23 protein-coding genes are annotated in these 25,763 nt (G+C 66.4%); 12 read left to right on the top strand and 11 right to left on the bottom strand.

What is annotated here, in order from left to right:
- The first annotated feature begins 165 nt into the window (after positions 1–165).
- From dnaE to ACM0O9_RS08760, 3 genes are all read left to right on the top strand, one after another.
- Positions 166–3,759, top strand: coding sequence for a DNA polymerase III subunit alpha (dnaE, locus tag ACM0O9_RS08770; protein ID WP_065177437.1), 3,594 nt, complete (start codon positions 166–168; stop codon positions 3,757–3,759).
- 55 nt (positions 3,760–3,814) lie between these two features.
- Entirely contained in the window at positions 3,815–4,684 is an 870-nt protein-coding gene (locus tag ACM0O9_RS08765) for a YajG family lipoprotein (RefSeq protein WP_171955921.1), read from the top strand.
- Positions 4,685–4,797: 113 nt separating this feature from the next.
- On the top strand, positions 4,798–5,757 hold the full coding sequence (locus ACM0O9_RS08760; protein ID WP_019659134.1) for an acetyl-CoA carboxylase carboxyltransferase subunit alpha: 960 nt from the start codon (positions 4,798–4,800) through the stop codon (positions 5,755–5,757).
- A gap of 313 nt (positions 5,758–6,070) precedes the next feature.
- Here ACM0O9_RS08760 and ACM0O9_RS08755 read toward each other — a convergent pair whose 3' ends face one another.
- Positions 6,071–6,526 (bottom strand): CopD family protein, encoded by a 456-nt coding sequence (locus ACM0O9_RS08755; protein WP_053497082.1) that lies wholly within the window; start codon positions 6,524–6,526, stop codon positions 6,071–6,073.
- Between the two features lie 187 nt (positions 6,527–6,713).
- On the opposite strand from ACM0O9_RS08755, the gene ACM0O9_RS08750 reads away from it, so the two are divergent.
- Together ACM0O9_RS08750 and ACM0O9_RS08745 are read left to right on the top strand one after the other, a co-directional pair.
- Positions 6,714–7,304 (top strand): class I SAM-dependent DNA methyltransferase, encoded by a 591-nt coding sequence (locus ACM0O9_RS08750; protein WP_065186374.1) that lies wholly within the window; start codon positions 6,714–6,716, stop codon positions 7,302–7,304.
- 93 nt (positions 7,305–7,397) lie between these two features.
- Complete coding sequence (locus ACM0O9_RS08745; protein WP_065177441.1) at positions 7,398–8,705, top strand: polyhydroxyalkanoate depolymerase; 1,308 nt, start codon at positions 7,398–7,400, stop codon at positions 8,703–8,705.
- A gap of 108 nt (positions 8,706–8,813) precedes the next feature.
- On the opposite strand, the gene ACM0O9_RS08740 is transcribed toward ACM0O9_RS08745, so the two are convergent.
- Together ACM0O9_RS08740 and ACM0O9_RS08735 are read right to left on the bottom strand one after the other, a co-directional pair.
- Positions 8,814–9,803, bottom strand: coding sequence for a sensor domain-containing protein (locus ACM0O9_RS08740; RefSeq protein ID WP_065177442.1), 990 nt, complete (start codon positions 9,801–9,803; stop codon positions 8,814–8,816).
- Positions 9,800–10,165, bottom strand: a complete 366-nt coding sequence (locus ACM0O9_RS08735; protein ID WP_414603905.1) for a PadR family transcriptional regulator — start codon at positions 10,163–10,165, stop codon at positions 9,800–9,802. Before ACM0O9_RS08735 ends, ACM0O9_RS08740 begins: the two co-directional genes overlap by 4 nt.
- Positions 10,166–10,301: 136 nt before the next feature.
- On the opposite strand from ACM0O9_RS08735, the gene ACM0O9_RS08730 reads away from it, so the two are divergent.
- Positions 10,302–11,204 carry a peptidylprolyl isomerase gene (locus tag ACM0O9_RS08730; RefSeq protein ID WP_065186375.1) on the top strand — a complete coding sequence of 301 codons (903 nt, stop codon included), beginning with the start codon at positions 10,302–10,304 and terminating at the stop codon, positions 11,202–11,204.
- Positions 11,205–11,794: 590 nt separating this feature from the next.
- Here the strand turns inward: ACM0O9_RS08730 and ACM0O9_RS08725 are convergent.
- Complete coding sequence (locus ACM0O9_RS08725) at positions 11,795–12,667, bottom strand: DMT family transporter (protein WP_065177444.1); 873 nt, start codon at positions 12,665–12,667, stop codon at positions 11,795–11,797.
- 115 nt (positions 12,668–12,782) lie between these two features.
- Between ACM0O9_RS08725 and ACM0O9_RS08720 the strand changes: the two genes are divergently transcribed.
- Both ACM0O9_RS08720 and ACM0O9_RS08715 read left to right on the top strand, forming a co-directional pair.
- Positions 12,783–13,727 carry a LysR substrate-binding domain-containing protein gene (locus ACM0O9_RS08720; RefSeq protein WP_414603906.1) on the top strand — a complete coding sequence of 315 codons (945 nt, stop codon included), beginning with the start codon at positions 12,783–12,785 and terminating at the stop codon, positions 13,725–13,727.
- 68 nt (positions 13,728–13,795) lie between these two features.
- Complete coding sequence (locus ACM0O9_RS08715) at positions 13,796–14,089, top strand: hypothetical protein (protein WP_005415831.1); 294 nt, start codon at positions 13,796–13,798, stop codon at positions 14,087–14,089.
- A 30-nt stretch (positions 14,090–14,119) separates the two neighbouring features.
- Here ACM0O9_RS08715 and ACM0O9_RS08710 read toward each other — a convergent pair whose 3' ends face one another.
- Together ACM0O9_RS08710 and ACM0O9_RS08705 are read right to left on the bottom strand one after the other, a co-directional pair.
- Complete coding sequence (locus ACM0O9_RS08710; protein ID WP_262220197.1) at positions 14,120–14,935, bottom strand: DUF4349 domain-containing protein; 816 nt, start codon at positions 14,933–14,935, stop codon at positions 14,120–14,122.
- Positions 14,932–15,288: a GFA family protein gene (locus ACM0O9_RS08705; protein ID WP_053497067.1), complete on the bottom strand. Its 357-nt coding sequence runs from the start codon at positions 15,286–15,288 to the stop codon at positions 14,932–14,934. Before ACM0O9_RS08705 ends, ACM0O9_RS08710 begins: the two co-directional genes overlap by 4 nt.
- A gap of 112 nt (positions 15,289–15,400) precedes the next feature.
- On the opposite strand from ACM0O9_RS08705, the gene ACM0O9_RS08700 reads away from it, so the two are divergent.
- A complete protein-coding gene (locus ACM0O9_RS08700; protein WP_065186377.1) occupies positions 15,401–17,209 on the top strand; it encodes a DUF885 domain-containing protein in 1,809 nt (602 codons plus the stop codon).
- An 86-nt stretch (positions 17,210–17,295) separates the two neighbouring features.
- Here ACM0O9_RS08700 and ACM0O9_RS08695 read toward each other — a convergent pair whose 3' ends face one another.
- The 4 genes from ACM0O9_RS08695 to ACM0O9_RS08680 all read right to left on the bottom strand — a co-directional run bounded on the left by ACM0O9_RS08695 (position 17,296) and on the right by ACM0O9_RS08680 (position 22,759).
- On the bottom strand, positions 17,296–17,730 hold the full coding sequence (locus ACM0O9_RS08695) for a hypothetical protein (protein ID WP_005415827.1): 435 nt from the start codon (positions 17,728–17,730) through the stop codon (positions 17,296–17,298).
- Between the two features lie 151 nt (positions 17,731–17,881).
- Complete coding sequence (gene agp, locus ACM0O9_RS08690; protein WP_065186379.1) at positions 17,882–19,141, bottom strand: bifunctional glucose-1-phosphatase/inositol phosphatase; 1,260 nt, start codon at positions 19,139–19,141, stop codon at positions 17,882–17,884.
- 67 nt (positions 19,142–19,208) lie between these two features.
- On the bottom strand, positions 19,209–21,041 hold the full coding sequence (gene smrA / locus ACM0O9_RS08685) for a multidrug efflux ABC transporter SmrA (RefSeq protein ID WP_262220198.1): 1,833 nt from the start codon (positions 21,039–21,041) through the stop codon (positions 19,209–19,211).
- 155 nt (positions 21,042–21,196) lie between these two features.
- Positions 21,197–22,759, bottom strand: coding sequence for a serine hydrolase (locus ACM0O9_RS08680; protein ID WP_414603908.1), 1,563 nt, complete (start codon positions 22,757–22,759; stop codon positions 21,197–21,199).
- 110 nt (positions 22,760–22,869) lie between these two features.
- Between ACM0O9_RS08680 and ACM0O9_RS08675 the strand changes: the two genes are divergently transcribed.
- Positions 22,870–23,313 carry a VOC family protein gene (locus tag ACM0O9_RS08675; protein ID WP_005415823.1) on the top strand — a complete coding sequence of 148 codons (444 nt, stop codon included), beginning with the start codon at positions 22,870–22,872 and terminating at the stop codon, positions 23,311–23,313.
- The gene (locus tag ACM0O9_RS08670; protein ID WP_414603909.1) at positions 23,310–24,182 is read left to right on the top strand and encodes a DUF72 domain-containing protein; all 873 of its coding nucleotides are present in this window, start codon (positions 23,310–23,312) and stop codon (positions 24,180–24,182) included. Before ACM0O9_RS08675 ends, ACM0O9_RS08670 begins: the two co-directional genes overlap by 4 nt.
- On the opposite strand, the gene ACM0O9_RS08665 is transcribed toward ACM0O9_RS08670, so the two are convergent.
- Positions 24,103–24,717: a Pr6Pr family membrane protein gene (locus ACM0O9_RS08665; RefSeq protein ID WP_414603911.1), complete on the bottom strand. Its 615-nt coding sequence runs from the start codon at positions 24,715–24,717 to the stop codon at positions 24,103–24,105. The two genes, ACM0O9_RS08670 and ACM0O9_RS08665, sit on opposite strands and share 80 nt — an antisense overlap.
- A gap of 78 nt (positions 24,718–24,795) precedes the next feature.
- On the opposite strand from ACM0O9_RS08665, the gene ACM0O9_RS08660 reads away from it, so the two are divergent.
- A complete protein-coding gene (locus ACM0O9_RS08660) occupies positions 24,796–25,743 on the top strand; it encodes a DMT family transporter (protein WP_005415820.1) in 948 nt (315 codons plus the stop codon).
- Positions 25,744–25,763: the final 20 nt, after the last annotated feature.

Below are 25,763 nucleotides of genomic sequence, written 5' to 3'. Positions count from 1 at the left end.
AAGGCGGCCTCCCGCACGCCTGAATCCGGCGCCACGCCGTGCCCCTGTCAAGCCTTGTGGCAACCCCCTGCCCTCGCTACCCTGACCGGGCATTCCAGCGCTTCCCGACCCCGGCGACGAACCTCCGTCAGCACCCGGGGCCCGCGCGCTCCAACCTGGTCCGGCATGTCCAACTCCCGCTTCGTACATCTCCACGTCCACACCGAGTTCTCGCTGGCGGACTCGACCATCCGCGTGCCGGCCAAGCCGGACCAGGCGGACCCGAAGAAGGCCAAGCAGGCCAACCTGCTGTCGCGCTCGGTGGAGCTCGGCCTGCCCGCGCTGGCGGTGACCGATCTCAACAACCTGTTCGCCCTGGTCAAGTTCTACAAGGCCGCCGAAGGCGTAGGCATCAAGCCGATCGCCGGTGCCGACGTGCTGATCGCCGAGGAAGGCCAGGACCCGTGGCGGATGACCCTGCTGTGCCGCGACCGCGAGGGCTACCTGAGCCTGTCGCGGTTGCTGACCCGCGCCTGGATGGAAGGCCATCGCCCGGAAGGCGGTGTGGCCATCCACCCGGACTGGCTGAAGGCCGGCAACGCCAACCTGTTCGCGCTGGCCGGACGGCAGAGCCTGGCCGGGCGCCTGGCACTGGACGGCAAGCATGAACTGGCCGAGCAGCAGCTGGCCGACTGGCAGCGCGTGTTCGGCGATGGCCTGCACCTGGAGCTGACCCGTACCGGCCGCGAGGGCGAGGAAACCTTCAACCAGTTCGCGCTGATGGCCGCCGGCCAGCGCGGCCTGCCGGTGGTCGCCAGCAATGACGTGCGCTTCCTGTCGCCGTCGGATTTCAGCGCGCACGAAGCGCGCGTGTGCATTTCCACCGGCCGCGTGCTGGACGATCCCAAGCGCCCGCGCGAGTACAGCGACCAGCAGTACCTGAAGTCGGCCGAGGAGATGTGCGCGCTGTTCGCCGACATCCCCGATGCGATCGACAACACGCTGGCGCTGGCCGAGCGCTGCAACATCGAGATGCGGCTGGGCACCTACTTCCTGCCCAACTACCCGGTGCCCGACGACGAGACCCTGGACACCTGGATCCAGAAGATGTCGCGCGATGGCCTGGAAGAGCGCCTGGAGAAGAATCCGCTGGCGCCGGGCAAGACCCGTGAGGAGTACTTCGAGCGCCTGGAGTTCGAGCTCAACACCATCATCAAGATGGGCTTCCCCGGCTACTTCCTGATCGTGGCCGACTTCATCCAGTGGGGCAAGAACCAGGGCATCCCGATCGGTCCCGGCCGTGGTTCGGGTGCCGGCTCGCTGGTGGCGTGGGCGCTGAAGATCACCGACCTGGACCCGCTGCCGTACAACCTGCTGTTCGAGCGATTCCTGAACCCGGAACGCGTGTCGATGCCCGACTTCGACATCGACTTCTGCATGGACCGCCGCGACGAGGTGATCGACTACGTCGCGCGCAAGTACGGGCGCGAGCGCGTCAGCCAGATCATCACCTACGGCACCATGGCCGCAAAGGCGGTGGTGCGCGACTCCGGCCGCGTGCTCGGCTTCCCGTATGGCCTGGTCGACGGTGTTTCCAAGCTGATTCCCAACATCCTGGGCATCCACCTGAAGGATGCGCTGGGCAAGGGCAAGGAAGGCCCCAGTTCGGAAATGGCGTCGCCGGAACTGATCCAGCGCTATGAGACCGAGGACGATGTCCGCGACCTGATCGACCTGGCGCTGCAGCTGGAAGACCTGACCCGCAACGCCGGCAAGCATGCCGGCGGCGTGGTGATCGGGCCCGAGCCGCTGAGCGAGTTCTGCCCGCTGTACGCCGAACACGACGAGAACGGCCTGGGCAAGAACCCGGTCACCCAGTTCGACAAGAACGACGTGGAAGAAGTGGGCCTGGTGAAGTTCGACTTCCTCGGCCTGCGCACGCTGACCATCATCGACTGGGCGGTGAAGGCGATCAACAAGCGCCACGAACGCGCGGGCATTCCGCCGGTCGACATTGCCGCGATCCCGCTCGACGATGCGCCCACCTACAAGGACATCTTCGCCAATGGCAACACCGGCGCGGTGTTCCAGTTCGAATCCTCGGGCATGCGCCGCCTGCTGAAGGACGCGCGCCCCGACCGCTTCGAAGACCTGATCGCGCTGGTGTCGCTGTATCGCCCCGGCCCGATGGACCTGATTCCCTCCTTCAACGCGCGCAAGCACGGCCAGGAAGAGATCATCTATCCCGATCCGCGCACCGAAGCGATCCTGAAGGACACCTACGGCATCATGGTGTACCAGGAGCAGGTGATGCAGATGGCGCAGATCGTCGGCGGCTACTCGCTGGGCGGCGCTGACCTGCTGCGACGCGCGATGGGCAAGAAGGTGCCGGCGGAAATGGCCAAGCACCGCGAGATCTTCCGCGAAGGCGCAGCCAAGGGCGGCGTCGACGGCCCCAAGGCCGACGAAATCTTCGACCTGATGGAGAAGTTCGCCGGCTATGGCTTCAACAAGTCGCACGCCGCTGCATACGCACTGGTCAGCTACCAGACCGCCTGGCTGAAGCGCCATTACCCGGCCGAGTTCATGGCGGCCACGCTGTCTTCAGACCTGGACAACACCGACAAGGTGGTCGGCTTCCTCGACGAGGTGCGCAACCTCGGCCTGACCGTGCTGCCGCCGAAGGTGAACCAGTCGGCCTTCATGTTCGAAGCGGTCACACCGGACACGATCCAGTACGGCCTGGGCGCGATCAAGGGCGTCGGCCAGGGCGCCTGCGAAGCGGTGGTCGAGGAACGACTGAAGGGCGGACCGTTCAAGGATCTGCTGGACTTCTGCACCCGCGTCGGCTCGGCCAAGCTCAACCGGCGCACGCTGGAAGCGATGATCAACTGTGGCGCGCTCGATGAGCTCGGCCGCAACCGTGCCTCGCTGATGCTGCAGCTGCCGGAAGTGATCAAGGCCACCGACCAGATGGCACGCGAGCGTGCGTCCGGGCAGAATTCGCTGTTTGGCGGGCCCGATCCGAGCACCGTGTCGATCCAGCTGGACCTGCCCGAGGCCGAAGAATGGCCGCTGCTGCAGCGCCTCAACGGCGAGCGCGACACGCTGGGCTTCTACCTCAGCGGCCACCCGTTCGATCCCTGGCGCGACGATGTGCGCGACCTGGTCGGCAACGACCTGGGTTCGGTGGAGAAGATCTGGAGCGCCAACAGCGGCGGCGGCGGCGGTGGCGGCGAGAAGCGCTGGCGCCCGGAAGTGCAGACCGTGCTGGCCGGCCAGGTGGTCGGCGTGCGCCGCAAGGGTGAGAGCCAGATCTTCATCCAGCTGGAGGACGGTCGCGGCCGCGTGGAGTGCAGCGCGTTCTCCGATGCGATGGCCGAGTTCGGCCACCTGATGACCAAGGACCGCATCCTGGTGGTCAAGGGCGGCCTCCGCGAGGACGAATTCAACGGCGGCTACGCACTGCGCATCCGCCAGTGCTGGGACTTCGACGAAGTCTGCGCCAACTACGCCACGCGGCTGTCGTTGCGCCTGGACCTGCGCCAGCAGCGCCCGGTCTGGGAGCGCATCAATGCCCTGCTCGACCGCCATCGCCCGGGGCGGACGCCGTTGCGCCTGGACCTGCTGCTGAAGGGCCCGCACGGCGGTGTCGCCGGCATGCTGGATGTCTCCGGGCAGAGCGCAGTGCGCATCGATTCCAAGCTGATGGAGGCGCTGCGCGCCGACCCCGCCGTACGTACGCTGAAGGTGCGCTACAGCCCGCCGTGGGCCAGCTGAGGCTGGCTGCTTCGTGTTCCTGTTTTCCCGTTCCAGTCATCAAGGACGATCGCCAATGAAGACCCTGCTGTTCCCGTTCGTTGCCGCACTGGCGCTGGCCGCCTGCTCGCCGTCGAAGATCGAGTTCCAGATCGACAACCCGACCGACACGCCGCTGGCGCTGAGCATCGACGGCCAGGACCTGCCGGTGGCCGCGCACGGCTCGCGCCCGGTCTCGCTGGCCATTGGCGAGCATCGCCTGCATACCGACACGCTCGGCGACGTGCGCTTCATCGTCTACGTCGACGGTCGTGGCGGCCTGATCAACCCGACCCTGAGCGAATACGTGATCGCACGCGAGGTCTACGTCACCGACGAGAGCAAGCTGAAGAACTTCGGCACCGGCAAGGCCGGCATCGAGCTGGGCGGCGTCGACTTCGAGGGCCCCTTCGAGAAGCACCACGACCTGTTCATCGACAAGACCTGGACCTACGGCGTGCGCGAACCGTTCCCGAAGGAAAAGGTGGTCGCCCACGTCGATTCCAGTGGTGGCCAGATCATCGCCAAGGTGTTCACGGCACCGGATTTCATCGCCTACGTCGAGGAAGGCATGGGCGAGCCGGGCGCGTTCAAGCGCGAACAGCCGGCCGGCTACGTGGCCCCGGCATACAGCCTTGAACCGGCACCGGCCAGCCTGCCGGCGCTGGCACCGGCCTTCGAGGCGCATGCCGCGCCGCTTCGCGCGGTCTACGCGCGATGGCTGAAGGCCACCACCGCCGATGAACAGAAGGCCCTGCGCAAGCAGGACTTCGCTGCGCAGATGGCCTTCACCTCGGCCACTGCCACCCTGGGCAGCGGCCTGGGCCGGGAGGCCAACGAGGCCTACAACGACTTCGTTTCCCAGCGCAGCCAGTTGATGGGCCGCAGCGCCCTGGTGGTGCCCTGAGCTGACTGGCGCCGCCTGCCCGGCTGCGCTACCGTCGCCTTCCAGACGAAGGCGTACGGGTGGTTTGCACGCATTCGGCTAGAATTGCCCCCTTCTTTACACGACGGCTTCCGATGAATCCGAACTACCTCGACTTCGAGCAACCCATCGCCGACCTGGAAGCCAAGATCCAGGAACTGCGCAACGCCAGTGCCGGGCCGGCGGTCAATGTCGAGGCGGAAGTGCACGCGCTGCAGGACAAGCTGCGCATGCGCACCGCGCAGATCTTCCGCAACCTGACCTCGTGGCAGGTGCTGCAGCTGGCCCGGCACCCGTCGCGTCCGTACACCGCCGACTACATCCGCGTCATGTTCGATGAGTTCCAGGAGCTGGCCGGTGACCGCGCCTTCGCCGACGACAAGGCGATCATGGGCGGCCTGGCCCGCATCAATGGCCGCGCGGTAATGGTGATCGGCCACCAGAAGGGTCGCGACACCAAGGAAAAGATCAAGCGCAACTTCGGCATGCCCAAGCCGGAGGGCTACCGCAAGGCGCTGCGCCTGATGAAGATGGCCGAGCGCTTCGGCCTGCCGGTGCTGACCCTGATCGACACCGCCGGTGCCTGGCCGGGTATCGACGCCGAATCGCGCGGCCAGTCCGAAGCGATCGCGCGCAACCTGATCGAGATGGCCGAGCTGAAGGTGCCGATCATCTGCACCGTGATCGGTGAAGGCGGCTCCGGCGGCGCGCTGGCGCTGGGCGTGGGCGACCGCACCGTGATGCTGGAATACGCGGTGTACTCGACCATCACCCCGGAAGGCTGCGCCTCGATCCTGTGGAAGGACGCCGGCAAGGCCAAGGAAGCCGCCGAGCAGCTGGGCCTGACCGCGCCGCGCCTGAAGAGCCTGGGCCTGGTCGACAAGGTCGTGCGCGAGCCCACCGGCGGCGCCCACCGCAATCCGACCCAGATGGCCAAGCGCCTGAAGGCCGTGCTGCTGAACGAACTGGACGCGCTGGACAAGCTGTCCACCGAACAGCTGCTGGAGCAGCGCTACACCCGCCTGCGCAGCTACGGCACGTACGAAGCGGCCTGATTCATCGGCTTGTTACTTTCTTGCTCGTGCAAGAAAGTAACCAAAGAACACGCCGCCGAACGCGAGCCGGTGCTATGCACCGGTTCCCTGCGCTTCTCGGTGAATCAGGGGACGGCGCCGAACTCGCTGCGCTCAGACATCGGCGCCTCTTCGCCCCTGTTTCACCTGCGATGCTCGGCTCGCTCATGGCGGACCTGAACATCAAAAGCCACAGCTGCACCCAGTAGATCCACGCCATGCGTGGATGCCTCTGCTTTGGCGAAGAATCACGCGAACCCGTAGAGCCAAGCATGGCTCTACGGATAACGGACGTTCAGAACGGCTTGGCCAGCACCAGCCACACGATCGGAATGAACGCCAGCAGCGGGATCTCGTTGATCCAGCGCAGCGCGCGCGACGACGGCAGCGCCCTGCCCTTGGCCACGCCCTTCAACAGACGGCCGATCCAGCTGAAATACACCAGCAGCACCACCACCAGGCCCAGCTTGGCGTGCAGCCAGCCAGCGCCGCCCGGCGCGACCATGGTCGGGAAATCCGGGATGACCTTGTAGCCCAGCCACAGCACCAGGCCCAGCACAAAGGCCAGGCCGAACATCGAGTGGCCGAAACGGTACAGGCGCAGGCCCATCAGCTGCAGGCGCTCGGTCACCGCCGGCTGGCCTGCGGTCTCGGCCAGGTTGACCAGGATGCGCGGCAGGTAGAACACCGTGGCCATCCACGCCACCACGAACACGATGTGGAAGGTCTTGACCCAGTAGTAGCTCTGCATGCGCTCGCTCCGGCGGCTGGCGTAGATGGGCGCCTATTGTCGCAGTAGAGCCACCTCATGGGTGGCTGCCGCGTCCAATCGCCGCATCAGGACAGCCATGCATGGCGTGGCTCTACTGCGGGTCCGCCACACCCGGGGGCGCAACGCCGTACGATAGGCACCGTTTTCCCTGATCGCGCACCGCCCCATGGACAAGACCTACGACGCCGCCTACTTCCAACGCTGGTACCGCCGCGCCGACATCGGCGGCAGCGCCCGCCTGGCGCGCAAGGTCGCGTTGGCCGTGGCCAGTGCCGAGTACTACCTGGAACGACCGATCCGCAGTGTGCTGGACATCGGCTGCGGCGAAGGCGCCTGGCGCGCACCGCTGCTGAAGCAGCGTCCGAAGGTCGAATACCTGGGCTTCGACAGCAGCGAGTACGCTGTGCGCCGCTATGGCCGCACCCGCAACCTGCACCTGGCCAGCTTCGGCGATTTCGCCTGGCTGCGGCCCTGCGCGCCGGTCGACCTGCTGGTGTGTTCGGACGTGATGCACTACGTGCCCGACCGCGAGCTGCGCGCCGGCCTGGCCGGCGTGGCCGAGCTGACCGGCGGTGTGGCCTTCCTGGAGACCTTCGCCGCCGAGGACGCGTTCGAAGGCGACCACGACGGCTTCCAGGCCCGCCCAGCACGCTGGTATCGGCGGACGCTGGCCCGGCACGGCCTGCAGCCGGTAGGGTCGCACTGCTGGCTCGGCCCCGCCCTGGCAGGCGATGCCGCCGCGCTGGAACGGATGTGAATCCGGATTCATTATTTTCAGCCAACTTAACCTGCGGGACACCCGGATGGGATATGCTGCGCGGCAACATATGACCATACATATTCGGTCGTCATGCTCTATCAACTGCACGAACTGACCCGCAACCTGCTCGCCCCCTGGGTGCACCAGGCCCAGGCCAACGCCAAATTCTTCGCCAACCCGGGCCACTGGTGGTCGCAGATGCCCGGCGCCGATCGTCTGGCGGCGGTCAATGAGCTGTTCCACCGCATCGGCAAGGATTACGAGAAGCCCGAGTGGGGCATCAACGAAATCGAGGTCGACGGCGAGCGCGTGCCGATCGTCGTGCACGAGGAAGTGAGCAAGCCGTTCTGCAAGCTGCTGCGCTTCAAGCGCCACAGCAATGAAGCCGACCAGCTGCACACCATGCTCAACCAGCCGTTCGTGCTGGTGGTGGCACCGCTGTCCGGGCACCACGCCACGCTGCTGCGCGATACGGTGCGCACGCTGCTGCGCGACCACCGTGTGTACGTCACCGACTGGGTGGACGCGCGCATGGTGCCGGCCAACGAAGGCGAGTTCGGCCTGGACGACTACATCGCCTACATCCAGGAGTTCATCCGCCATCTGGGCGTCGAACGCCTGCACGTGGTCAGCGTGTGCCAGCCGACGGTACCGGTGCTGGCCGCGGTTTCACTGATGGCCAGCCGTGGCGAGCCGACACCGCGCACCCTGGTGATGATGGGCGGCCCGATCGATGCGCGCTGCAGCCCGACCGCGGTGAACAACCTGGCCACGCAGAACCCGCTGTCGTGGTTCGAGAACAACGTCATCCACACCGTGCCGGCCAGCTATCCCGGCGCCGGCCGCCGCGTGTATCCGGGCTTCCTGCAGCACGCCGGCTTCCTGTCGATGAACCCCAGCCGCCACTTCAGTTCGCACTGGGATTTCTACACCGACCTGGTCAAGGGCGACCTGGAAGACGCCGACGCGCACCGTCGCTTCTACGACGAGTACAACGCGGTGCTGGACATGCCGGCCAAGTACTACCTGGATACCATCCGCGTGGTGTTCCAGGACTTCCTGCTGCCGCGTGGCGAGTGGGTGGTCAACGGCGAGAAGGTCGACCCGTCGGCGATCCGCGATACCGCGCTGCTGAGCATCGAGGGCGAACTGGACGATATCGCCGGCCTTGGCCAGACCGAAGCAGCGCAGGCGCTGTGCACCGGCATTGCTACTGACCGCCGCGAGCATTTCATCGTCGAAGGCGCCGGCCACTACGGTATCTTCAGCGGCCGTCGCTGGCGCGAGGTGGTGTATCCGAAGGTGCGCGACTTCTTCGCTGCCCATGCCGAGGCACCGGCGGCGAGGGCCACGAAGAAGAAGAGCAACGTCACTCCGTTGCGGCGAAAGGCGGGCTGATTCCCGGCAGGGGGCGGATCCCTTTCCAACGGGAAGGGCACTGACCCAGCATGATGGGATCCGGGGTCAGAGCCCTGTTCTGCGAACAGGAATCCGACCCCTGGCCTGTTACAACCGCACCAGCAGGTTCTTGGCAATCAGCCCGTGCAGCTTGCCGATGCCCCGTGCCAGGTGCATCGTCAACAGCAGCAGCAGCACGCCCACAGCTGCGATCACGATGCCCACCAGCGGCGAGGCGGCCATCGGCAGCACGTTCACGCCATCGACGTAGACACCCGGAATGTCACCGCTGAACAGCGCGGCCACCGGCGCCCAGATGAACCCCAGCGACAGCGACAGCAGCGTCACCGCGATGGTGAAGTAGACCACGCCCAGCGGCAGCATCAGCACGAAGTACAGCAGGGTCAGCCAGGTACGGCCATCGGTGAACATGTCGCCGATGCGCTGCAGCCACGTGCGGCTGCGGTCGGTGTAGCGCGGACGGCGCGGCATGCGCTCGCCCAGCAATGCTTCCACCAGCCGCCCTTCCAGCAGCGCCAGCCCGCGCACCGAGCCGAAGAACAGCACGGTCAGCGGAATGCCGACGATCAGGATCAACAGGCCGAGCGAGAGCGACAGGCCGGTCACCACCCAGGTGAAGAAGAAAATGCCGGTGGCCAGCGACAGCAGCATGTAGAACAGCGCGCCATAGGTATGCGGATCGGCCACCACGCCGAAGAAGCGCGCCAGCAGCGAGCGTTGCACCGGCGCCGGCGGCGGTGAGGCCGGCTCGACGCCACTGGCTTCCGCCGCCGCACGCAGCACCGGCGCGGTATCCGCACGCGGCGTGCGCAGCGCGCGGTTCACTGTCACTTCGGTCTCGCGGTAGATGTCGGCCACTTCGTCCGGCGCGCCATAGCTGCCGGCAACGTCGGCGATCACCTCGGCCTCGCTGCGGCCGGGCTGCGCGGCCAGCTCCGAGCGCAGGTATTCCTCGGCGTCGTACAACGCGTCCTGCACCATCGCCGGATCGGCACCTTCCAGCGCAGCGCGCAGCTGCGCCAGGTACTGCGGAATGGTGGTCGGCAGGGCGCGGCCTGCCAGGCTCGGGTCGTTCATTGCGGTACCCCCTCCAACACGGAATCGACGGAATCGCGGGTGGCCTGCCACGCCTGGCGCCACTGCGCCAGCACCTCGCGGCCACGTTCATTGATGCGGTAGTAGCGCCGCGGCGGCCCGCTGCTGGACGGCTCCACATGGCTTTCCAGCAGGCCGGCGCACTCCAGGTTGCGCAGCACCGGGTACAGCGCGCTCTGCTTGCCGCTCAGCACGCCCTCGCCCACCCGCTCCAGCTCCTTGGCAATGAGGTAGCCGTACAGCGGCTCCCCGGCCCGGGCCAGCACCGCCAGCAGGGCCAGCGACACCGTTCCGGCGCTGAGCTCCTTCTGGAATTTCTTCAGGTGGACATCGTCCTCGGACATGGCCGGCCCTCCACTACGTTGAAGTCCACAGTAGTGCGAAGTTCGGTATAGCGAATGTGTCGTTAGTCACTCTGCCGGTTGGCGTGACCGGATTGCTCGCGCAGAATCGAAGCCTCGTTCATGTTCCGGGGTTCCCATGCCGCACCGCCGTCGCCTTGCCCTGACCGCCCTCGCCCTCGCCTGCCTGCTGCCCGCCATGGCCAGCGCGGCCTCGCCTTACCGCAGCCCGCAGCAGATCTTGGACGCCTCGCCGGCCAGCGACTGGCGCACGCCGGACCCGGCCAACCTGCTGTACATGGACCTGCCGGCCGGGCGCGTGATCATCGAGCTGGCGCCGCAGTTCGCCCCGCGCCATGTCGCCAACATCCAGACCTTCGCCCACGAGCACTTCTGGGACGGCACCAGCATCTACCGCTCTCAGGACAACTTCGTGGTGCAGTTCGGCGATGCCGACGCCGATGACGCGGCCAAGGCCAAGCCGTTCGGCAGCGCCGCGCGCAAGCTGCCGGCTGAATTCGAGCGCGCCAGCGCTGGCCTGAAGGTCAGCGTGCTGCCGGATCGCGATGGCTGGGCCGCGCAGACCGGTTTCGTCGACGGCTTCCCGGTCGGCCAGGACCCGCAGGCCGGCAAGGCCTGGCTGGCACATTGCTACGGCATGCTGGGCGCCGGCCGCAGCAACGAAGAGGACAGCAGCATCGGTGCCGAACTCTACGTGGTGACCGGCCAGTCACCGCGTCAGCTCGACCGCAACATCACCCTGGTCGGCCGCGTGCTGAAGGGCATGGAACTGCTCAGCGCGACCCCGCGCGGACCGGCGCCGATGGGCTTCTACACCGACCCGAATCTGCGCACGCCGATCGTGGCGATCCGCCGTGCCAGGGACGTGCCGGCGGCCGAGCGCACACCGATCCAGGTACTGCGTACCGACTCGAAGACCTTCGCCGATACGGTGGAGGCGCGGCGCAACCGCGTGGATGATTTCTACAAGCGCCCGGCGGGGCATATCGACCTTTGCAATATTCCGGTGCCGGTGCGGTGATGGTTTCCGCACGTTACGCGTGCTGAAGGTACTTCACTGTTCATGGGCGTCACTTTTCTTTTCGCGCGAAAAGAAAAGTAACCAAAAGAAACGCGCCGCCAGGTCGCGAGCCGCCGTGCTTCGCACGTCGGTCCCCTGCGCTTCTCGGTGAATCAGGGGACGGTGTACAGAAGGCAGCCGACTAACAGTCGGCTCTACAGGACATCGGCGCCTCTTCGCCCCTGATTCCCCTGCGATGCTCGGCTCGCTCAAGGCGGACGCAGTTCAAAGGCCACAGCTGCACCCAGTAGATCCACGCCATGCGTGGATGCTCTTGCTGTTGATCTTGACCTTCCAGTCCGCCTTGAGCGAGCCGAGCACCGCAGGTCCGGCGAGGGCGAAGAGGCGCGGGTGTTTGAGCGCAGCGAGTTCCCGCGCCGTCCCTCGACGGGCCGAGGAGCGCAGGGTACCGGTGCGCAGCACCGGCTCGCGACCTGGCGGCGTGTTTCTTTGGTTACTTTCTTTGCACGAGCAAAGAAAGTGACACCTCCCCGCAGGCGCGGAAATGGGCCCGCCGGGCATGGCGCGGTGCTACCGCTGCGCGCGCGCGCTCAGCCCTTCTGACTCACCGCCACGCTACCCAGAATCAACGCACCGGCAATCAGCATCTGCAGCGTCACCGGCTCATCCAGGAACAACCACGCAAACGCCGCACCGAACAACGGAATCAGGTAGGTCACCGTCGACGCCCGCGACGGGCCGATACGACCGATCAGGCGATAGAACATCAGGAACGCCAGGCCGGTACAGGCCACGCCCAATGCGATCGCCGCGCCCCAGGCCTTCAACGGAATCGCCGCCTGCGGCCAGTGGCTGACCGCCATCGGCAGCATCCACAGCGAGGCGCACGACAGCGTTGCCGCCGCGGCGGCGGCCGACGGCAACCCGGTCATGTGCCGCTTCACCAGGTTCACGCCCAGGCCGTACAGCAGCGATGCCGCCGCACCGGCCAGCACTGCGGTGCCGATGCTCAGGCCGGAGACCTTGGCCGTGGCCAGCACCACCACGCCGGCGAAGCCGACCAGCAGCGCCCCGGCACGACGCATGCCGATCTTCTCGCCGAAGAACAGGAACGCGATCAGCGCGGCGAACAGCACCGTCATCGCATTGCAGATCGCACCGATCGCGGCCGGCGCCTGCTCGGCGGCGTAGGCAAACAGCACGAACGGCAGCGCTGAGTTGATCAGGCCGATCGGTGCCAACCACAGCCAGCGGCGCGGCGGGAACTGCGCGCGAGCGCGCCACAGGAACGGCAGCAGCACCAGCGCGCCCAGCACCAGCCGTACCTCGACCAGCGCGAATGGGCCGAACGACGGCACCGCCACCCGCATGAACAGGAACGAGCAGCCCCAGATGGCGCCCAGCAGGGTCAATTCCAGCGGCGTGCGCCAGTCGCGCTCGGCCGCCTGTGGGATCGCATTCATGTCCTGCCTCCGTCCATCGTCTGTTCCTCGCCAAGGCAGACAGGATCAGGCGCAGACGCCCGCCGCACAAGCGCGTAGTATCGCTGTCAGCCACAAATATGGTTTGAGGCTCGACATGCTGCTCCGTCCTTCCCTGCTCCCCGCACTGGCCGTGTTCGCGGTCGCCGCACGCCACCAGAATTTCGCCCAGGCCGCGCAGGAGCTGCACCTGACCGCCAGCGCGGTCAGTCACCACGTGCGCCGCCTGGAAGAAGTACTTGAAGTTCGCCTGTTCCTGCGCCACGCCTGCGGCGTGCGCCTGACCGCCGAGGGCCGGCAGCTGGCCGACGCCGCCAGCGCCGCCTTCACCGATGTCGCGGCGGTGGCCCATCACCTGCAACCGGATGCCGACAGCGTGCCGCTGCGGATCACCACGCTGCGCTCGCTCTCGTACTGCTGGCTGCTGCCGCGACTGCCACGCTTCACCCAGGCCTATCCACACATCCGCATCGAGCTGCACACCGGCAGCGGGCTGGATCGCTACGACGACAACGGACCGGAAGTCGGCATCCGCTACGGGCTGGGCCAATGGCCGGGCCTGCGTGCGCAGCACCTGATGGATGACTACCTGTTCCCGGTGGCCTCACCGGCACTGGCCGGGGTCGAAACGCTGGTCGATCCGGCGCGCATCGCCGAGCTGCCGCTGCTGACCGACCTGTCGCCGCAGGGCTGGCGCGACTGGTTCCGCCACGCCGGCGCGCGCCCGCCGTCGCCGATGCCGCCGATGCACACCTTCGCCGACAGCACCGACGCGATGCGTGCAGCGGTGTATGGCATGGGCGCGGTGCTGGCGCGCACCCACATCGCCCAGCCCTACCTGCAGCGCTACGAGGTGGTACGCCTGCCCGGCCCGGCATTGAAGGCGCGCTATGCCTATCACGTGGTGCACGCAGAAGGGCAACCGCCGAGCCCGGCCGCGCGCCTGTTCATCGACTGGTTGCTGGAACAGGCGCAGGACGAGCGCACGCCGATTCCGGCATTGCCGGACAGCCTGCTCGGGCGGCCGGCAACGCACGCCTGACTGCGCCCTCACCCGTTCTTTGCCTCACGCTGGCTAGGCTGCTGGCGAACCCACAACGTACCTATGCCATGGCCATGCTGCGACTGCGCATCACCGGAACCGAAGACGACGCCCGCGCCATCAGCGACCTGCTGCTCGGCCTGGACGGCATCGAACATGTCGAAGAAACCGACGACCTGATGCCGCACATGGACGACGACGATTCCAGTTCGGCCGGGCTGTCCGATGACATCGGTCCGGGCATCCACGAGCTGGAAGTGGAAGTCGGCAATGAAAGCACCGCGCAGAAGGTGCGCGATGCGGTGCAGGAACTGGCGCTGGAACTCGATGTGTTCGTCGAGTACGAGACCGACGAGGGCTGATGCCGGCTGACGCCGGCATCGGCCTTCATCTCAGGGGTTGGGCGGTAGCTTGCGACGGCGGCGACGCCACCATGCCCGCACACCCCAGGCCGCGATCAAGGCCAGCACCGCCACCGGCAGCAGCGCGGCAGCAGCGCGGATCAGGAACGCAATGCTGGTGCTGAGGATGCTGCCCGACTCGCTCAGCGCCTCGCCGATCTCGCTGCGGCTGCGCTGGCCAGAGGTGGTGTCGAAGTGGATCGCCACCAGCTGGGTATCGATGCGCCGACGCTGCTGCGCGGCGTCCTTGTTGGCCTGCTCGACACCCGCCTCGATCTCCGACAGGCGCGTGGTGATCGCCATCAGGTCGTCGACCTTCAGGTCCTTGCGGTCCTGGTAGGACAGCAGGCGGGCGTGCTCCTTTTCAAGCCGCGCCTTGGTCAATGCCGTGTCGGCCACCGCCTGCGCGAGATCCTCGGCGCGCGTATTGCGGGACTGCAGCTTGCCGCCTTCACCAGCCATCGCGATCAGCGGCTCGGTGCCCTTCGGGGCGATGCGCACCTTCACTTCACCGCTGGGCTGCTCGCCGCCGTGCTGCTCGACCTGCAACACTGCACAGTCACCGAACTTCGCGCTCTGGCAGGCCTGGGCGATCTGCTGGATGCGCGGTGCGATCTGCGCCGCCTCCAGCTGCACCTGCACGTCGTGTTCGTAGGCCAGGAAGGCGCCTTCCGGCGAAGCGATGGCCGCCTCCGCGGCCGTGGCGCCCGCATCCCCCACCATGTCGCCCTGCTTGGCGCAGGCGCCCAGCGCCAGCAGCAGTACCGGCAGCGCCGTCCTGCGCGTCCACGCTCGCACCGGCCTCACAGTGCCGCTCCGTCGTAGGAGGTCACCGAAAGGCCAGCCAGATCCACCTGCGGCACGCAGCGCACGTTCACCGCCACCATCGGTGTGCCGGTGCGAGGGTCGACCGCTTCGCTGTAGGGAGCGATACCACACTGGCGGCAGTGGTGGTGGTCGATGTGGGCCTTGTTGAAGTGGTAGGTGGCCACGTCAGCCGGATCGGTGGCCAGCTGGAACGCCGCACGCGGGGCGAACCACAGCAGGCTGCCGCGACGCCGGCACATCGAACAGTTGCAGTCGATGACGTCGCTGATCGGCGCCTCGGCCTGTACGGTGAATGCGATCCTGCCGCAATGACAGCTTCCTTGGTATTCCATGTCCTGCGCTCCTTTGGAGGGTCCTTGAATCCGCCCATGGTAATCCTATGGCACGGGGACAAAGCAGCGACGGGGCCCTATGCTCAGGGTTTGACCCCGTACAGGAATGCCGATGCGCCCGCATCTTCTTGCCCTCGCCCTGGTCGCCGCGCTGGCCGGTTGCCAGCCGGCCGACGCCCCGACCAATGCTTCCACCCCGGCCGCCAGCCAGCAGGCCGGTGACGCGGCGGTCGACGCCGCCTTCGCCGATCTGTCCAAGCGCGCGCTGGACACCTGGATGCAGCTGTCGCCAGTCAGCGCCACCCAGATCGGTGACCACCGCTACGACAGCGAGCTGGACGACCTGAGTGCCGCCGGCCAGCAGAAGACCGTGGCCGCCTACAAGGCGCTGCTGGGCGAGCTGGACAAGATCGAGGTGGCCAAGCTGGGCCGTGAGAACCAGGTGGACGCAGCGATCCTGCGCAACCAGCTGCAGTCGGAAATCTGGAACGCCGAAGTGCTGCAGTCCGGCAAGTGGGACCCGCAGCTGTACAACGGCATCGCCGGCAGCGCGATCTACGGCCTGATGGCGCGCGAGTTCGCACCGCTGCCGGAGCGCCTGAAGGCGGCCACCGCGCGCATGGAGAAGCTGCCGGCGATCTTCGCCCAGGCCCGCGAGAACCTGGACCCGGCCCGCGTGCCGAAGATCCACGCCGAGACCGTTGCCAAGCAGAACAAGGGCATCCTCAGCATCGTCGATACCTTCATCACCCCGCACATCGGCGAACTGCCGCAGGCCGACCAGCAGCGTCTGCAAGCGGCCATCGACGGCCTGAAGAAGGCCGTGGACGAGCAGCAGACCTGGCTGGACAAGACCCTGGTACCGAACGCCAAGGGCGACTTCCGCATCGGTGCGGAGAAATACGACCAGAAGCTGAAATTCGCGCTGAGCTCCTCGCTGTCGCGCCAGGAGATCGGTGAGCGTGCGCGCGCCGAACTCAAGCGCGTGCGCGAGGACATGTACGGCATCGCGCAGACCGTGCTGAAGGACAAGCCGGGTGCACCTGAGATGCCGGCCCAGCCGACCGACGAGCAGCAGCAGAAGGCGATCGAGGCCGCGCTGGAACTGGCCTACGCCGACAAGCCGGCACGCGACAAGGTGGTCGACGATGCCAAGGCCGCGCTGGAGCAGTCCACCGCGTTCGTACGCGAGCACGATCTGATGACGCTGCCCGATGCGCCGGTGGACATCATCCTGATGCCGGAATTCCAGCGTGGCGTGGCAGTGGCCTACTGCGATTCGCCGGGCCCGCTGGACAAGAACCTGAAGACCTTCTACGCCGTGTCGCCGATTCCGGACGACTGGAACGAGAAACAGGTCGACTCGTTCCTGCGTGAGTACAACTCGCGCATGATCCACCTGCTCAGCATCCATGAAGGTACTCCGGGCCATTACCTGGAAGGCTGGCACTCGGCCAAGTTCCCCTCGACCCTGCGTGCGGTGTTGCGTTCAGGCCTGTTCGCCGAAGGCTGGGCGGTCTACACCGAGCGCATGATGCAGGAGCAGGGTTACCTCAACAACGATCCGCTGTTCCACCTGGTGCAGCTGAAGTTCTACCTGCGCACGATCTCCAACGCGATCCTCGACCAGGGCGTGCACGTGGACAACTGGGATCGCGAGAAGGCGATGCACCTGATGACCCACGACGCGTTCCAGCAGGAAAGCGAAGCGGCGGGCAAGTGGGTGCGTGCACAGCTGACCTCGGCACAGCTACCGACCTACTTCGTCGGTGCGCAGGAACACTTCGACACCCGCAAGGCGGTGCAGGAGAAGCTGGGCGACAAGTTCAACCTGAAGGCGTACCACGACCAGGTGCTGTCCTACGGCGCACCCCCGGTGCGTTTCGTACGCCAGCTGATGCTGGACCAGCCGATCGAGTGATCGGGGTGGTGTAAGTTGGAAACGGAACGGCCCGGGCAAACCCGGGCCGTTTCTGCAGGCCGCCCCGAAATGACGGAACGGAGAACTCAGACGACCACTGCTGAGTAGACTCGAGCGGCGAGATCATGCGCGACGCCCATATTGACCAGTGCAAAATCAGACTCGTCTTCCCCACCGGTCTTTTTGACAATCTCCTGCAACTGGTACCTGCGCTCATACGAGGCCAGCACATCGCCAACGTCGCCTTTCGAACGGGCAGCACAAACGATCACCTTGCATCCTGCCTGTGCAAGTTGGTCGATCAGACCATCCACGGTTCCGGAAACATCACCACGGTTGAAAATTCCGATCTTGCATCCGTTGATCTGAACTATTGCACTGAAGTCGAGCTTGTGGCCAATAGCCTCAAACGAAATCAATCGCGTGGCAGAGTGCGCAGCCAGCAGTCGGTACAACATGAGAAGCGTCGAGCTCTTTCCCGAGTTGCTGGCGCCACGAAGCGCGATCAGCTGTTTTTTCATTTTCGAAGTCCATTTTCAGGGTTGAAATAATGCTGCCGGAACCTGGCAGCGAGCACACACATCATGCCACCGAGTTGCACCGGATTCAGCGGCATTGAATGGCGGCAATCCAAGTGTCGGCACCCGCCTGGTTCACGGGACTCTGCGGTCTTCAGACACCATCGACAGCCCTTTTGCCATCTCCGCTGAAGGCCCTCACTTTAGCTCCAAGTAGTTGCCTAAACTGCGCTTCAGTGCACCCAGTCTTCGCACACCCTTGCGGCACCAGCGTCGCCCGTACCGGCGGCTGCATTTCACTCAGTGGCACCGCGTCACGCAACTGCTCCTTGGTGGGATAGACATATACCAACCGGTAGTGCGCCCTCCCGCTGTGCCCACGCCAGCGTTCGAACTGCAGCAGGCCACCGATCGGTGTCTTCTCGTACTGCCCCGGCAGGCTGTAGTCGCTGATTCCCAACGCCGCCAGCACCGAGCCGATGTTGGAATCGTGACCGACCAGCAGGGTCACCTTCGGCGACGCCGGGTCGTCGAACAACGCATTCACTCTTGTCAGCAGCGGAGCGGCCACATCACGCGCCACCTCGGGCGTTCCGAACAGGATGTCCTGGTAGCGGTTGCGGATCTGCGCCAGCGCCTGCCATTGCGCCTCGGTGGTCAACCGGCCCCAGCCTTCGCGGGGGATGCCACTGCCCTGGTAGTGCTCCATCAACAAGGCATCGACCAGCCCGCTGGCCAGCGCCAGTGATCCGGACGCGCGAGGCTCCTTGCCCGGTTCCGTACTGAAGGTGGTATCGGCCAGCGCCAGATGGCAGTCGCTGTGCCCCTTGCATGCCGCCGACTGCGGATAGCGGGTGATCTCCTCCACCACGGACAAAGCCGGTGCCAGGTCCACTGCGGCCAGCTCTCGCTGCATTGACTCCAGCACGCGCGTGCGGAATGCCGCGTCGTCGTTGTGGATCACCGGATCGAACAGCGGATCCATCGTCCCCAGCGCCATGCGCTGTTCGACCGTGACATGGCAGCCCGGAAACGCACCGGCAATGAAGAACTGCGCGGTGGCCTGGGTGCGCTGCAGGCTGTTGGCGTACGCGTGGAAGTCATCCTCCTGCGGGCAACCCGACACCGGCAACAGCTGCGCCTGGCGCAGCCACTGGCCGATGTAGCGCCCCATGTAGACCTCCAGCACACCGCCCTTGGTGGTCAGCTCGCCCGGTGCCACCTCCCAGCGCGGCCAGTCCTCGGGCGTCGCATTGGCCAGCGCACCGGAGGCGACCACTGGCGCGCGCAGGTTGTGGCGGCTGAGCAGGACGACCTGCTCGAGCTGGTCGCCGTCCATGGGTGCCGGCGCAGCCGTGGCAACCGTGGCAACCAGGCTGAGTGCCAGCAACAGGGAGCGCAGGGGGCGGATCATGCAGGTCTCCGGAAACACGCTAGGGTCAGAGCCCTTTCCTGCGGAAAGGGATCCGACCCCGAAACGATCATTGATCGGCAGCAACAAATCCACCGGTCTGTCGTGCCCACAACCGTGCGTACAGACCACCGGCCGCAATCAGCTCGGCGTGGCTGCCGGTCTCGACGATGCGTCCCTGGTCCATCACCACCAACCGGTCCATGCGCGCGATGGTCGACAGCCGGTGCGCGATCGCGATCACCGTCTTGCCGCCCATCAGCTCATCCAGGCTGTCCTGGATCGCCGCTTCCACTTCCGAGTCCAGCGCCGAGGTCGCTTCGTCCAGCACCAGGATCGGCGCGTCCTTCAGCAGCACGCGGGCAATGGCGATGCGCTGGCGCTGGCCACCGGACAGCTTCACCCCGCGCTCGCCGACATGCGCGTCGTAGCCACGACGCCCCTGCCCGTCCACCAGCGTATCGATGAAGGCTTCGGCACGCGCCTTGGCTACGGCAGCACGCAGCTGCTCCTCGGTCGCATCGGGGCGGCCGTACAGCAGGTTGTCGCGGATCGAGCGATGCAGCAGCGAGGTGTCCTGGGTGACCACGCCGATCTGCTGGCGCAGGCTTTCCTGGGTGACGCAGGCGATGTCCTGGCCGTCGATCAGGATGCGGCCACTCTCCAGGTCGTACAGGCGCAGCAGCACGTTCACCAGGGTCGACTTGCCGGCACCGGAAGGACCGACCAGGCCGATCTTCTCGCCCGGCTTCACCACCAGGTCGAGGCCGGCGATCACGCCGCCCTTCTTGCCGTAATGGAAGTGGATGTCCTGGAACTGCACGCCACCGCGGGTCACCTGCAGCGGCACCGCGTCCCCGCGGTCCTGCACGGTCAGCGGCTGGGCGATGGTGGTGATGCCATCCTGCACCGTGCCGATGTCCTCGAAGATGCCGTTGATGGTCCACATGATCCAGCCGGACATGTTGTGGATGCGGATCACCAGGCCGGTCGCCAGCGTGATCGCGCCCACGGTGATATGGCCGCCATTCCACAGCCACAGCGCGAGCCCACAGGTGCCGGCAATCAGGAAACCGTTGACGATGGCGATGGTCAGGTCCATGCCGGTGGTTACCCGGGTCTGCGCGCGGTGCTTGACCGCCAGTTCCTGGATCGACTCGGCCACGTAGGCCTGTTCGCGCCCGCCATGGGCGAACAGCTTCAGCGTGGGAATGTTGGTGTAGCCGTCGACGATGCGGCCCATCGCCTTGGAGCGCGCTTCGGACGCAATCCAGGCCCGTTCCTTCGCGCGCGGCACGAAGTAGACCATGATCACCGCGTAGGCCAGCAGCCACAGGACCAGCGGCACCATCAACCGCCAGTCCGCCTGCGCGAACAGGTACAGCGCCGTGCCGGTATAGACCACGATGTACCAGAGCGAATCGACCATCTGTACCGCCGACTCGCGCAGCGAGGTACCGGTCTGCATCACCCTGTTGGCGACGCTGCCGGCGAAGTCGTTCTGGAAGAAGCTCAGGCTCTGCCGTACCACGTAGTTGTGCATCAGCCAGCGCGAGCGGTTGCTCAGGCCGGGCACGATCGCCTGGTTGACCAGCAGGTTGTGCAGGCCCACCAGGATCGGCCGCGCGATGACCGTGATGAACAGCATCCAGCCCAGTTCATTGGCATGGCGCTTGAAGAAATCGGCACCGGGCTGCTCGGCGACCATGTCGACGATGCGGCCTAGGTAGTCGAACATGGCCACTTCCACCAGCGCCAGCAGCAGGCCGGCAATCAGGGTCGCCAGCAGCACCGGCCAGACCGGGCGCAGGTAGTGCAGGTAGAACGGCAGCACCTTGCGCGGTGGCATGCGCCCATCCACGGGCGGGAAAACCGGGATCAGGGATTCAAACCAACGGAACATCGCATTCCCTCGCCATCAATAGCCGGCGGAGTATCCCACGCCGGATGTGTACGCCGGCCGACGATGCCGTGGCGCCGGTAGTGCCGGCCGCTGGCCGGCAACCTCGCGACGTTTCCAGGGATCATGAGGTTGCCGGCCAGCGGCCGGCGCTACCCTCATTCTTTGACCGGGGTGAACAGCAGGTCCTGGAAATCGAAACTGAAATCGGTCAGGTCGGAAATCGGCTGCATGCGCACCTCACGCACTTTGCCATCCGGGTCCAGGCTGAAGTTCACGAACGCATCGGCGTTGAGCGAACGGTCGTCCCAACGCACGATGAAGGTGTCGTGCTGCCAGTGCTCCAGCCGCCCGCTCAGCTGCGCGGTCTTCGCAAAGCGCAGGCGCAGGCCCTTGCCTTCGGCGCTGATCTGCATGTCGCCATACCAGCGGTCACGGAAGCTGCCGGTGTAGCCGGCCAGCGCCAGCGAAGGCCTGCTGCCCTTGTCGCGTGCGCTCTGGTGCTTGGCCCAGGCCTCGTCGGCCTTGTCCTGGCCCTTGGCCACGGCCTTGGCATAGGCGTCCACCCAATCGTGCTTTTCTCCGCTCAGGTAAGCGTCAAGCACGCTCAGGGTGATCGCATTGAACGCCGCGCCCACTTCCTGGTTGGTCAGCACCACCACGCCCAGCTTCTCGCCGGGCACCAGGGTCAACCGCGAGACCATACCCGGCCAGCCACCGGTGTGCCAGACCAGCTTCTGCCCGCGGTAGTCGCTCAGGCTCCAGCCTTCGCCATAGCCGGCGAAGTTGGCCCGCGCCGGTGCCAGCTCCGGCACGCTCGGCGCCGGGATCGACTGCGGGGTGATCATCCGCCACATCTGCTGCTGGCTCTTTTCACTGAACAGCACCGTGCCATCGGCGAGCTTGCCTCCGGCCAGCTGCACCTGCATCCAGCGCGCCATGTCGTGCGCGCTGGAATAGATGCCACCGGCGCCGGCATTGTTCGACCATGTCAGCGGTGCAACGGTGCGCAGGTCCTTGAAATCGTACTTGGCGTGGCCGACCGCCGCCTTGTCACCTGGCTTCAGGTGGTCGGCGTTGTAGCGCGTGCCGGCCATCCCCACCTTGTCGAAGATGCGCGTCTGCAGGAACTGCTGGTAGCTCATGCCGGACACGCGCTCGATCACCTGTTGGGCGACCGCGTACAGGATGTTGTCGTAGGCATAGCTCTCGCGGAAGCCGCCCTTCAGCGGCACCCTGCCCAGTCGCTCCACCACTTCGGCGTTGCTGTAGGAGGTGGCCGGCCAGAACAGCAGGTCACCGGCGCCCAGGCTCAGCCCGCTGCGATGCGACAGCAGGTCGCGGATCGTCATCTGCCCGGTCACGAACGGATCGGACATGCGGAACGACGGCAGGTGATCGATCACCTTGTCATCCATCTTCAGCTTGCCGTCCTCGGCCAGCAGGTTCAGCGAGGTGGCGGTGAACGCCTTGGTATTGGAAGCGATGGCAAACAGGGTGTCGGCCTGCACCGGTTCCGGCTTGCCCTGCTCGCGCACGCCCCAGCCACGTTCCAGCACCACCTGGCCATCCTTGACCACGGCCACGGCGATGCCGGGCACGTCGAACTGCGTGCGCACGCGCTCGACGGTCGCATCCAGGTCCTGCAGCTGCTGCGGGGTCGCCGCATTGGCCATGGTCGTGCACGCCAGCAGCACGGCTCCTCCGATCCAGGTTTTCATCCAGCACCATCTCCGAACAGGGGTCGCGGCCATGTGCAGGCCGTCACCGGGGTTTCGCAGGATGGTAACGGTCGCCGATGCACCCTGCCCCGTGCCATAGGAGGGGTGTCATGGGCGGGAACGGCCAATCAAGCAACGGCTCCACCATCATTCCGTGCCTGCGCTACCGCGACGCGCTGGCCGCCATCGACTGGCTGCAGCGGGCCTTCGGCTTCCATGCCCAGGCCGTGTATGCCGATGGCGATACGGTTTTCCATGCCCAGCTCACCTTCGGCAACGGCATGATCATGCTCGGCTCGGCCAACAACCAGAGCGCGTGGAGTGAACACGCGGTCCTGCCCGGAGAAGTCGGCGGCCGCCAGACCCAGAGTGCCTGCGTGATCGTCACCGATGTCGATGCGCACTATGCGCGGGCCAAGGCGGCTGGAGCGCGCATCGTCATCGACATTGCCGACCAGGACTACGGTGGCCGCGGCTACGCCTGTGCCGATCCTGAAGGCTACCTGTGGTGGTTCGGCAGCTACGACCCCTGGCGCGAGGACCACAGCCAGTGACCGCTGCCGGCCGGATGGCGATCCGCTGCGGTATTGGCGGCTGGGTGTTTCCCGAGTGGCGCGGCGGCATGTTCTATCCGGTGGGACTGCCGCAGCGCGAGGAACTGGCCCATGCCAGCCGCGCCCTGCGCTGCATCGAGATCAACGGCACCTTCTACCGCACACCGACTGCGGCCCAGTGCGCGCAGTGGGCCGCGCAGACGCCGGAAGGCTTCCGTTTCTCGATGAAGGCGCCACGCTACCTGGTGCAGCGCCGCGACCTGGCCAGCACCGTGGAAGCGGCCACGCCATTCCTGCAGGCGGCACTTGCGCTCGGTGACCGGCTCGGCCCGCTGCTGTGGCAGTTCGATCCGCACCATCCGGCCGACGCCGATGCATTGGAAGCGCTGATGGCGCAGATGCCGAAGCAGCTCGAGGGCGTGCCGTTGCAGCACGCTCTGGAAGTGCGCAACGCCAAGGCACATGGACCGGCTCTGGTCGCCGCCGCGCGCCGCCACGGCGTGGCGCTGGTGATCGAGGACAGCGACGAGGCGCCATTGCATGGCGATGTCAGTGCGGGCTTCGTCTACGCGCGGATCAAGCGCAGCCAGGCCCGCTTGAACGAGGGCCTGCCTGCGTCCGTCCAGCAGCGCTGGGCTGAACGCGCACGACGCTGGTCACGCGGCGAGCCGGTGGACGACCTGCCCAACCTGGCCGCGCCCGCCCCGGAAACCCCACGCGAGGTCTACCTGCTGTGCATCGGTGCCGGCAAGGCCCGCAACCCGGCCGCAGCGATGGCCCTGCAGCGCCTCATCGACGGCGCCAGCGGTCCAGCCCCCACAGCAGGGTCCAGCCCACCACGAACACGCCCGCAACGCGCAGCACGTTGAGCAGGAAGGCCGCCAGCCCCAGGCGTTGCAGTTCGAGGAATGGATACGTCGCCTGTCCGGTCATTGCAGCGACCAGCATCGCCCAGCCGAGGTAGACCAGTGGTACCAGCAGCACGCCGCCCAGCGCGCGCCAGCGCAGCGCCCCATGCGGCAGCAGCCACCACCACCCGAGCAGGTACAGCGCCGGCACAGCGTAGTGCAGGCCGGCATCGACCCACCATTGCAGCCCGGTGGGCTGCCACAGCCCCTGCAACGCCAGCACGTAGATGGAGGCGGTCACCCCGATGCACAGCGCCAGGCTCGCCGCCACTGTCGGTTTTAGCACGTTGCCGAGGACGACCCACCCACATCCTACGCAGACAGCGAGGTTGCTGAGGATGGTGAAATAGCCAAAGAAGCGCAGCGTCGCCAGGCCGATCCCGGCAGCCGCCCCCGGCCCGTGCACCAGCAACAGGTACTGCAACAGCAATGAGGCTGTTGCCACCAGGGCAGTCAGTGCGGCCCATCCGCGCAGAAAGGAGCGTTCGGCTGCCATGGCTCGGTTCCCTGGGTCGATGCCGCGAGCATGCCACAGTCATCGCCGACAGCCGCGCGATTGCCTCACAATAGGCCGATGAGCACACCCGACACCCGCAAAGCGCTGTGGCAGATCCATTTCTGTGTCCTGCTGTGGGGCATCACGGCCATCCTCGGCAAGCTGATCACCCTGCCCGCACTGCCGCTGGTGTGGTGGCGCATGCTGCTGGTGACGGCGATGCTGGCCCTGCTGCCGCGGGTCTGGCGCGGGTTGCGCACCCTGCCCCCGCGGCTGGTCGCCGGCTACGCCGGTATCGGCGCGCTGGTCGCCCTGCACTGGCTGACGTTCTACGGCGCGGTGAAGCTGGCCAATGCCTCGGTGGCTGCCACCTGCATCGCACTGGCACCGGTGTTCACCTCGATCATCGAACCGTGGGTGGCCAAGCGGCCGTTCCAGCTGCGTGAGCTGGCGTTCGGCCTGGCGGTGCTGCCGGGTGTTGCGCTGGTGGTCGGTGGCGTGCCCGATGGCATGCGCCTGGGTGTGTTGATCGGCGCGATCTCGGCGCTGCTGGTGGCGGTGTTCGGTTCGCTCAACAAGCGCATGGTCAGCCATGCCGATCCGCTCACGGTCACCGCGCTGGAGCTGGGTGCCGGCACCCTCACCCTGACCCTGCTGGCGCCGCTGATGCCCTATCTGCTGCCGGCACTGGCCAGCCCGCTGTGGGTGGTCCCGAATCTGCACGACGGGATCCTGCTGTTGGTGCTGGCCGGGTTCTGCACGCTGCTGCCGTTCGCCCTGGCCCTGGTCGCGCTGCGCCACCTGAGCGCCTACACGGTGCAGCTGGTGACCAACCTGGAGCCGGTCTATGCGGTGGTACTGGCGGTGGTGCTGCTGCGCGAGCAGCACGAAGTCACCCCGTGGTTCTACCTGGGCGTGGCAATCATCGTCGGCGCGGTGTTCCTGCATCCGCTGCTGAACCGCCGCAAGCCGGTGCAGCATCCGGAAATCCTCGGCACGGCCGAAGCGCGCAACATCGCCGATTGAGTGCATCCACGCATGGCGTG

Origin of the sequence: Stenotrophomonas sp. FR012 (assembly GCF_047520565.2) — a bacterium.
Taxonomy (GTDB): domain Bacteria; phylum Pseudomonadota; class Gammaproteobacteria; order Xanthomonadales; family Xanthomonadaceae; genus Stenotrophomonas; species Stenotrophomonas sepilia.
The sequence above is the reverse complement of the archived record's forward strand: the minus strand, read 5'-3'. Positions and strand labels throughout refer to the sequence as shown.

Excerpts from the sequence above, each read along its gene's own strand:
- ACM0O9_RS08760 (WP_019659134.1), top strand. The coding sequence starts at position 4,798 with ATGAATCCGAACTACCTCGACTTCGAGCAACCCATCGCCGACCTGGAA.
- ACM0O9_RS08745 (WP_065177441.1), top strand. The coding sequence starts at position 7,398 with ATGCTCTATCAACTGCACGAACTGACCCGCAACCTGCTCGCCCCCTGG.
- ACM0O9_RS08735 (WP_414603905.1), bottom strand. The coding sequence starts at position 10,165 with ATGTCCGAGGACGATGTCCACCTGAAGAAATTCCAGAAGGAGCTCAGC.
- ACM0O9_RS08750 (WP_065186374.1), top strand. The coding sequence starts at position 6,714 with ATGGACAAGACCTACGACGCCGCCTACTTCCAACGCTGGTACCGCCGC.
- ACM0O9_RS08720 (WP_414603906.1), top strand. The coding sequence starts at position 12,783 with ATGCTGCTCCGTCCTTCCCTGCTCCCCGCACTGGCCGTGTTCGCGGTC.
- ACM0O9_RS08695 (WP_005415827.1), bottom strand. The coding sequence starts at position 17,730 with ATGAAAAAACAGCTGATCGCGCTTCGTGGCGCCAGCAACTCGGGAAAG.
- ACM0O9_RS08705 (WP_053497067.1), bottom strand. The coding sequence starts at position 15,288 with ATGGAATACCAAGGAAGCTGTCATTGCGGCAGGATCGCATTCACCGTA.
- ACM0O9_RS08675 (WP_005415823.1), top strand. The coding sequence starts at position 22,870 with ATGGGCGGGAACGGCCAATCAAGCAACGGCTCCACCATCATTCCGTGC.
- smrA (WP_262220198.1), bottom strand. The coding sequence starts at position 21,041 with ATGTTCCGTTGGTTTGAATCCCTGATCCCGGTTTTCCCGCCCGTGGAT.
- ACM0O9_RS08740 (WP_065177442.1), bottom strand. The coding sequence starts at position 9,803 with ATGAACGACCCGAGCCTGGCAGGCCGCGCCCTGCCGACCACCATTCCG.
- ACM0O9_RS08660 (WP_005415820.1), top strand. The coding sequence starts at position 24,796 with ATGAGCACACCCGACACCCGCAAAGCGCTGTGGCAGATCCATTTCTGT.
- ACM0O9_RS08765 (WP_171955921.1), top strand. The coding sequence starts at position 3,815 with ATGAAGACCCTGCTGTTCCCGTTCGTTGCCGCACTGGCGCTGGCCGCC.
- ACM0O9_RS08700 (WP_065186377.1), top strand. The coding sequence starts at position 15,401 with ATGCGCCCGCATCTTCTTGCCCTCGCCCTGGTCGCCGCGCTGGCCGGT.
- ACM0O9_RS08725 (WP_065177444.1), bottom strand. The coding sequence starts at position 12,667 with ATGAATGCGATCCCACAGGCGGCCGAGCGCGACTGGCGCACGCCGCTG.
- ACM0O9_RS08715 (WP_005415831.1), top strand. The coding sequence starts at position 13,796 with ATGGCCATGCTGCGACTGCGCATCACCGGAACCGAAGACGACGCCCGC.
- ACM0O9_RS08680 (WP_414603908.1), bottom strand. The coding sequence starts at position 22,759 with ATGAAAACCTGGATCGGAGGAGCCGTGCTGCTGGCGTGCACGACCATG.
- ACM0O9_RS08665 (WP_414603911.1), bottom strand. The coding sequence starts at position 24,717 with ATGGCAGCCGAACGCTCCTTTCTGCGCGGATGGGCCGCACTGACTGCC.
- agp (WP_065186379.1), bottom strand. The coding sequence starts at position 19,141 with ATGATCCGCCCCCTGCGCTCCCTGTTGCTGGCACTCAGCCTGGTTGCC.
- ACM0O9_RS08730 (WP_065186375.1), top strand. The coding sequence starts at position 10,302 with ATGCCGCACCGCCGTCGCCTTGCCCTGACCGCCCTCGCCCTCGCCTGC.
- ACM0O9_RS08755 (WP_053497082.1), bottom strand. The coding sequence starts at position 6,526 with ATGCAGAGCTACTACTGGGTCAAGACCTTCCACATCGTGTTCGTGGTG.
- dnaE (WP_065177437.1), top strand. The coding sequence starts at position 166 with ATGTCCAACTCCCGCTTCGTACATCTCCACGTCCACACCGAGTTCTCG.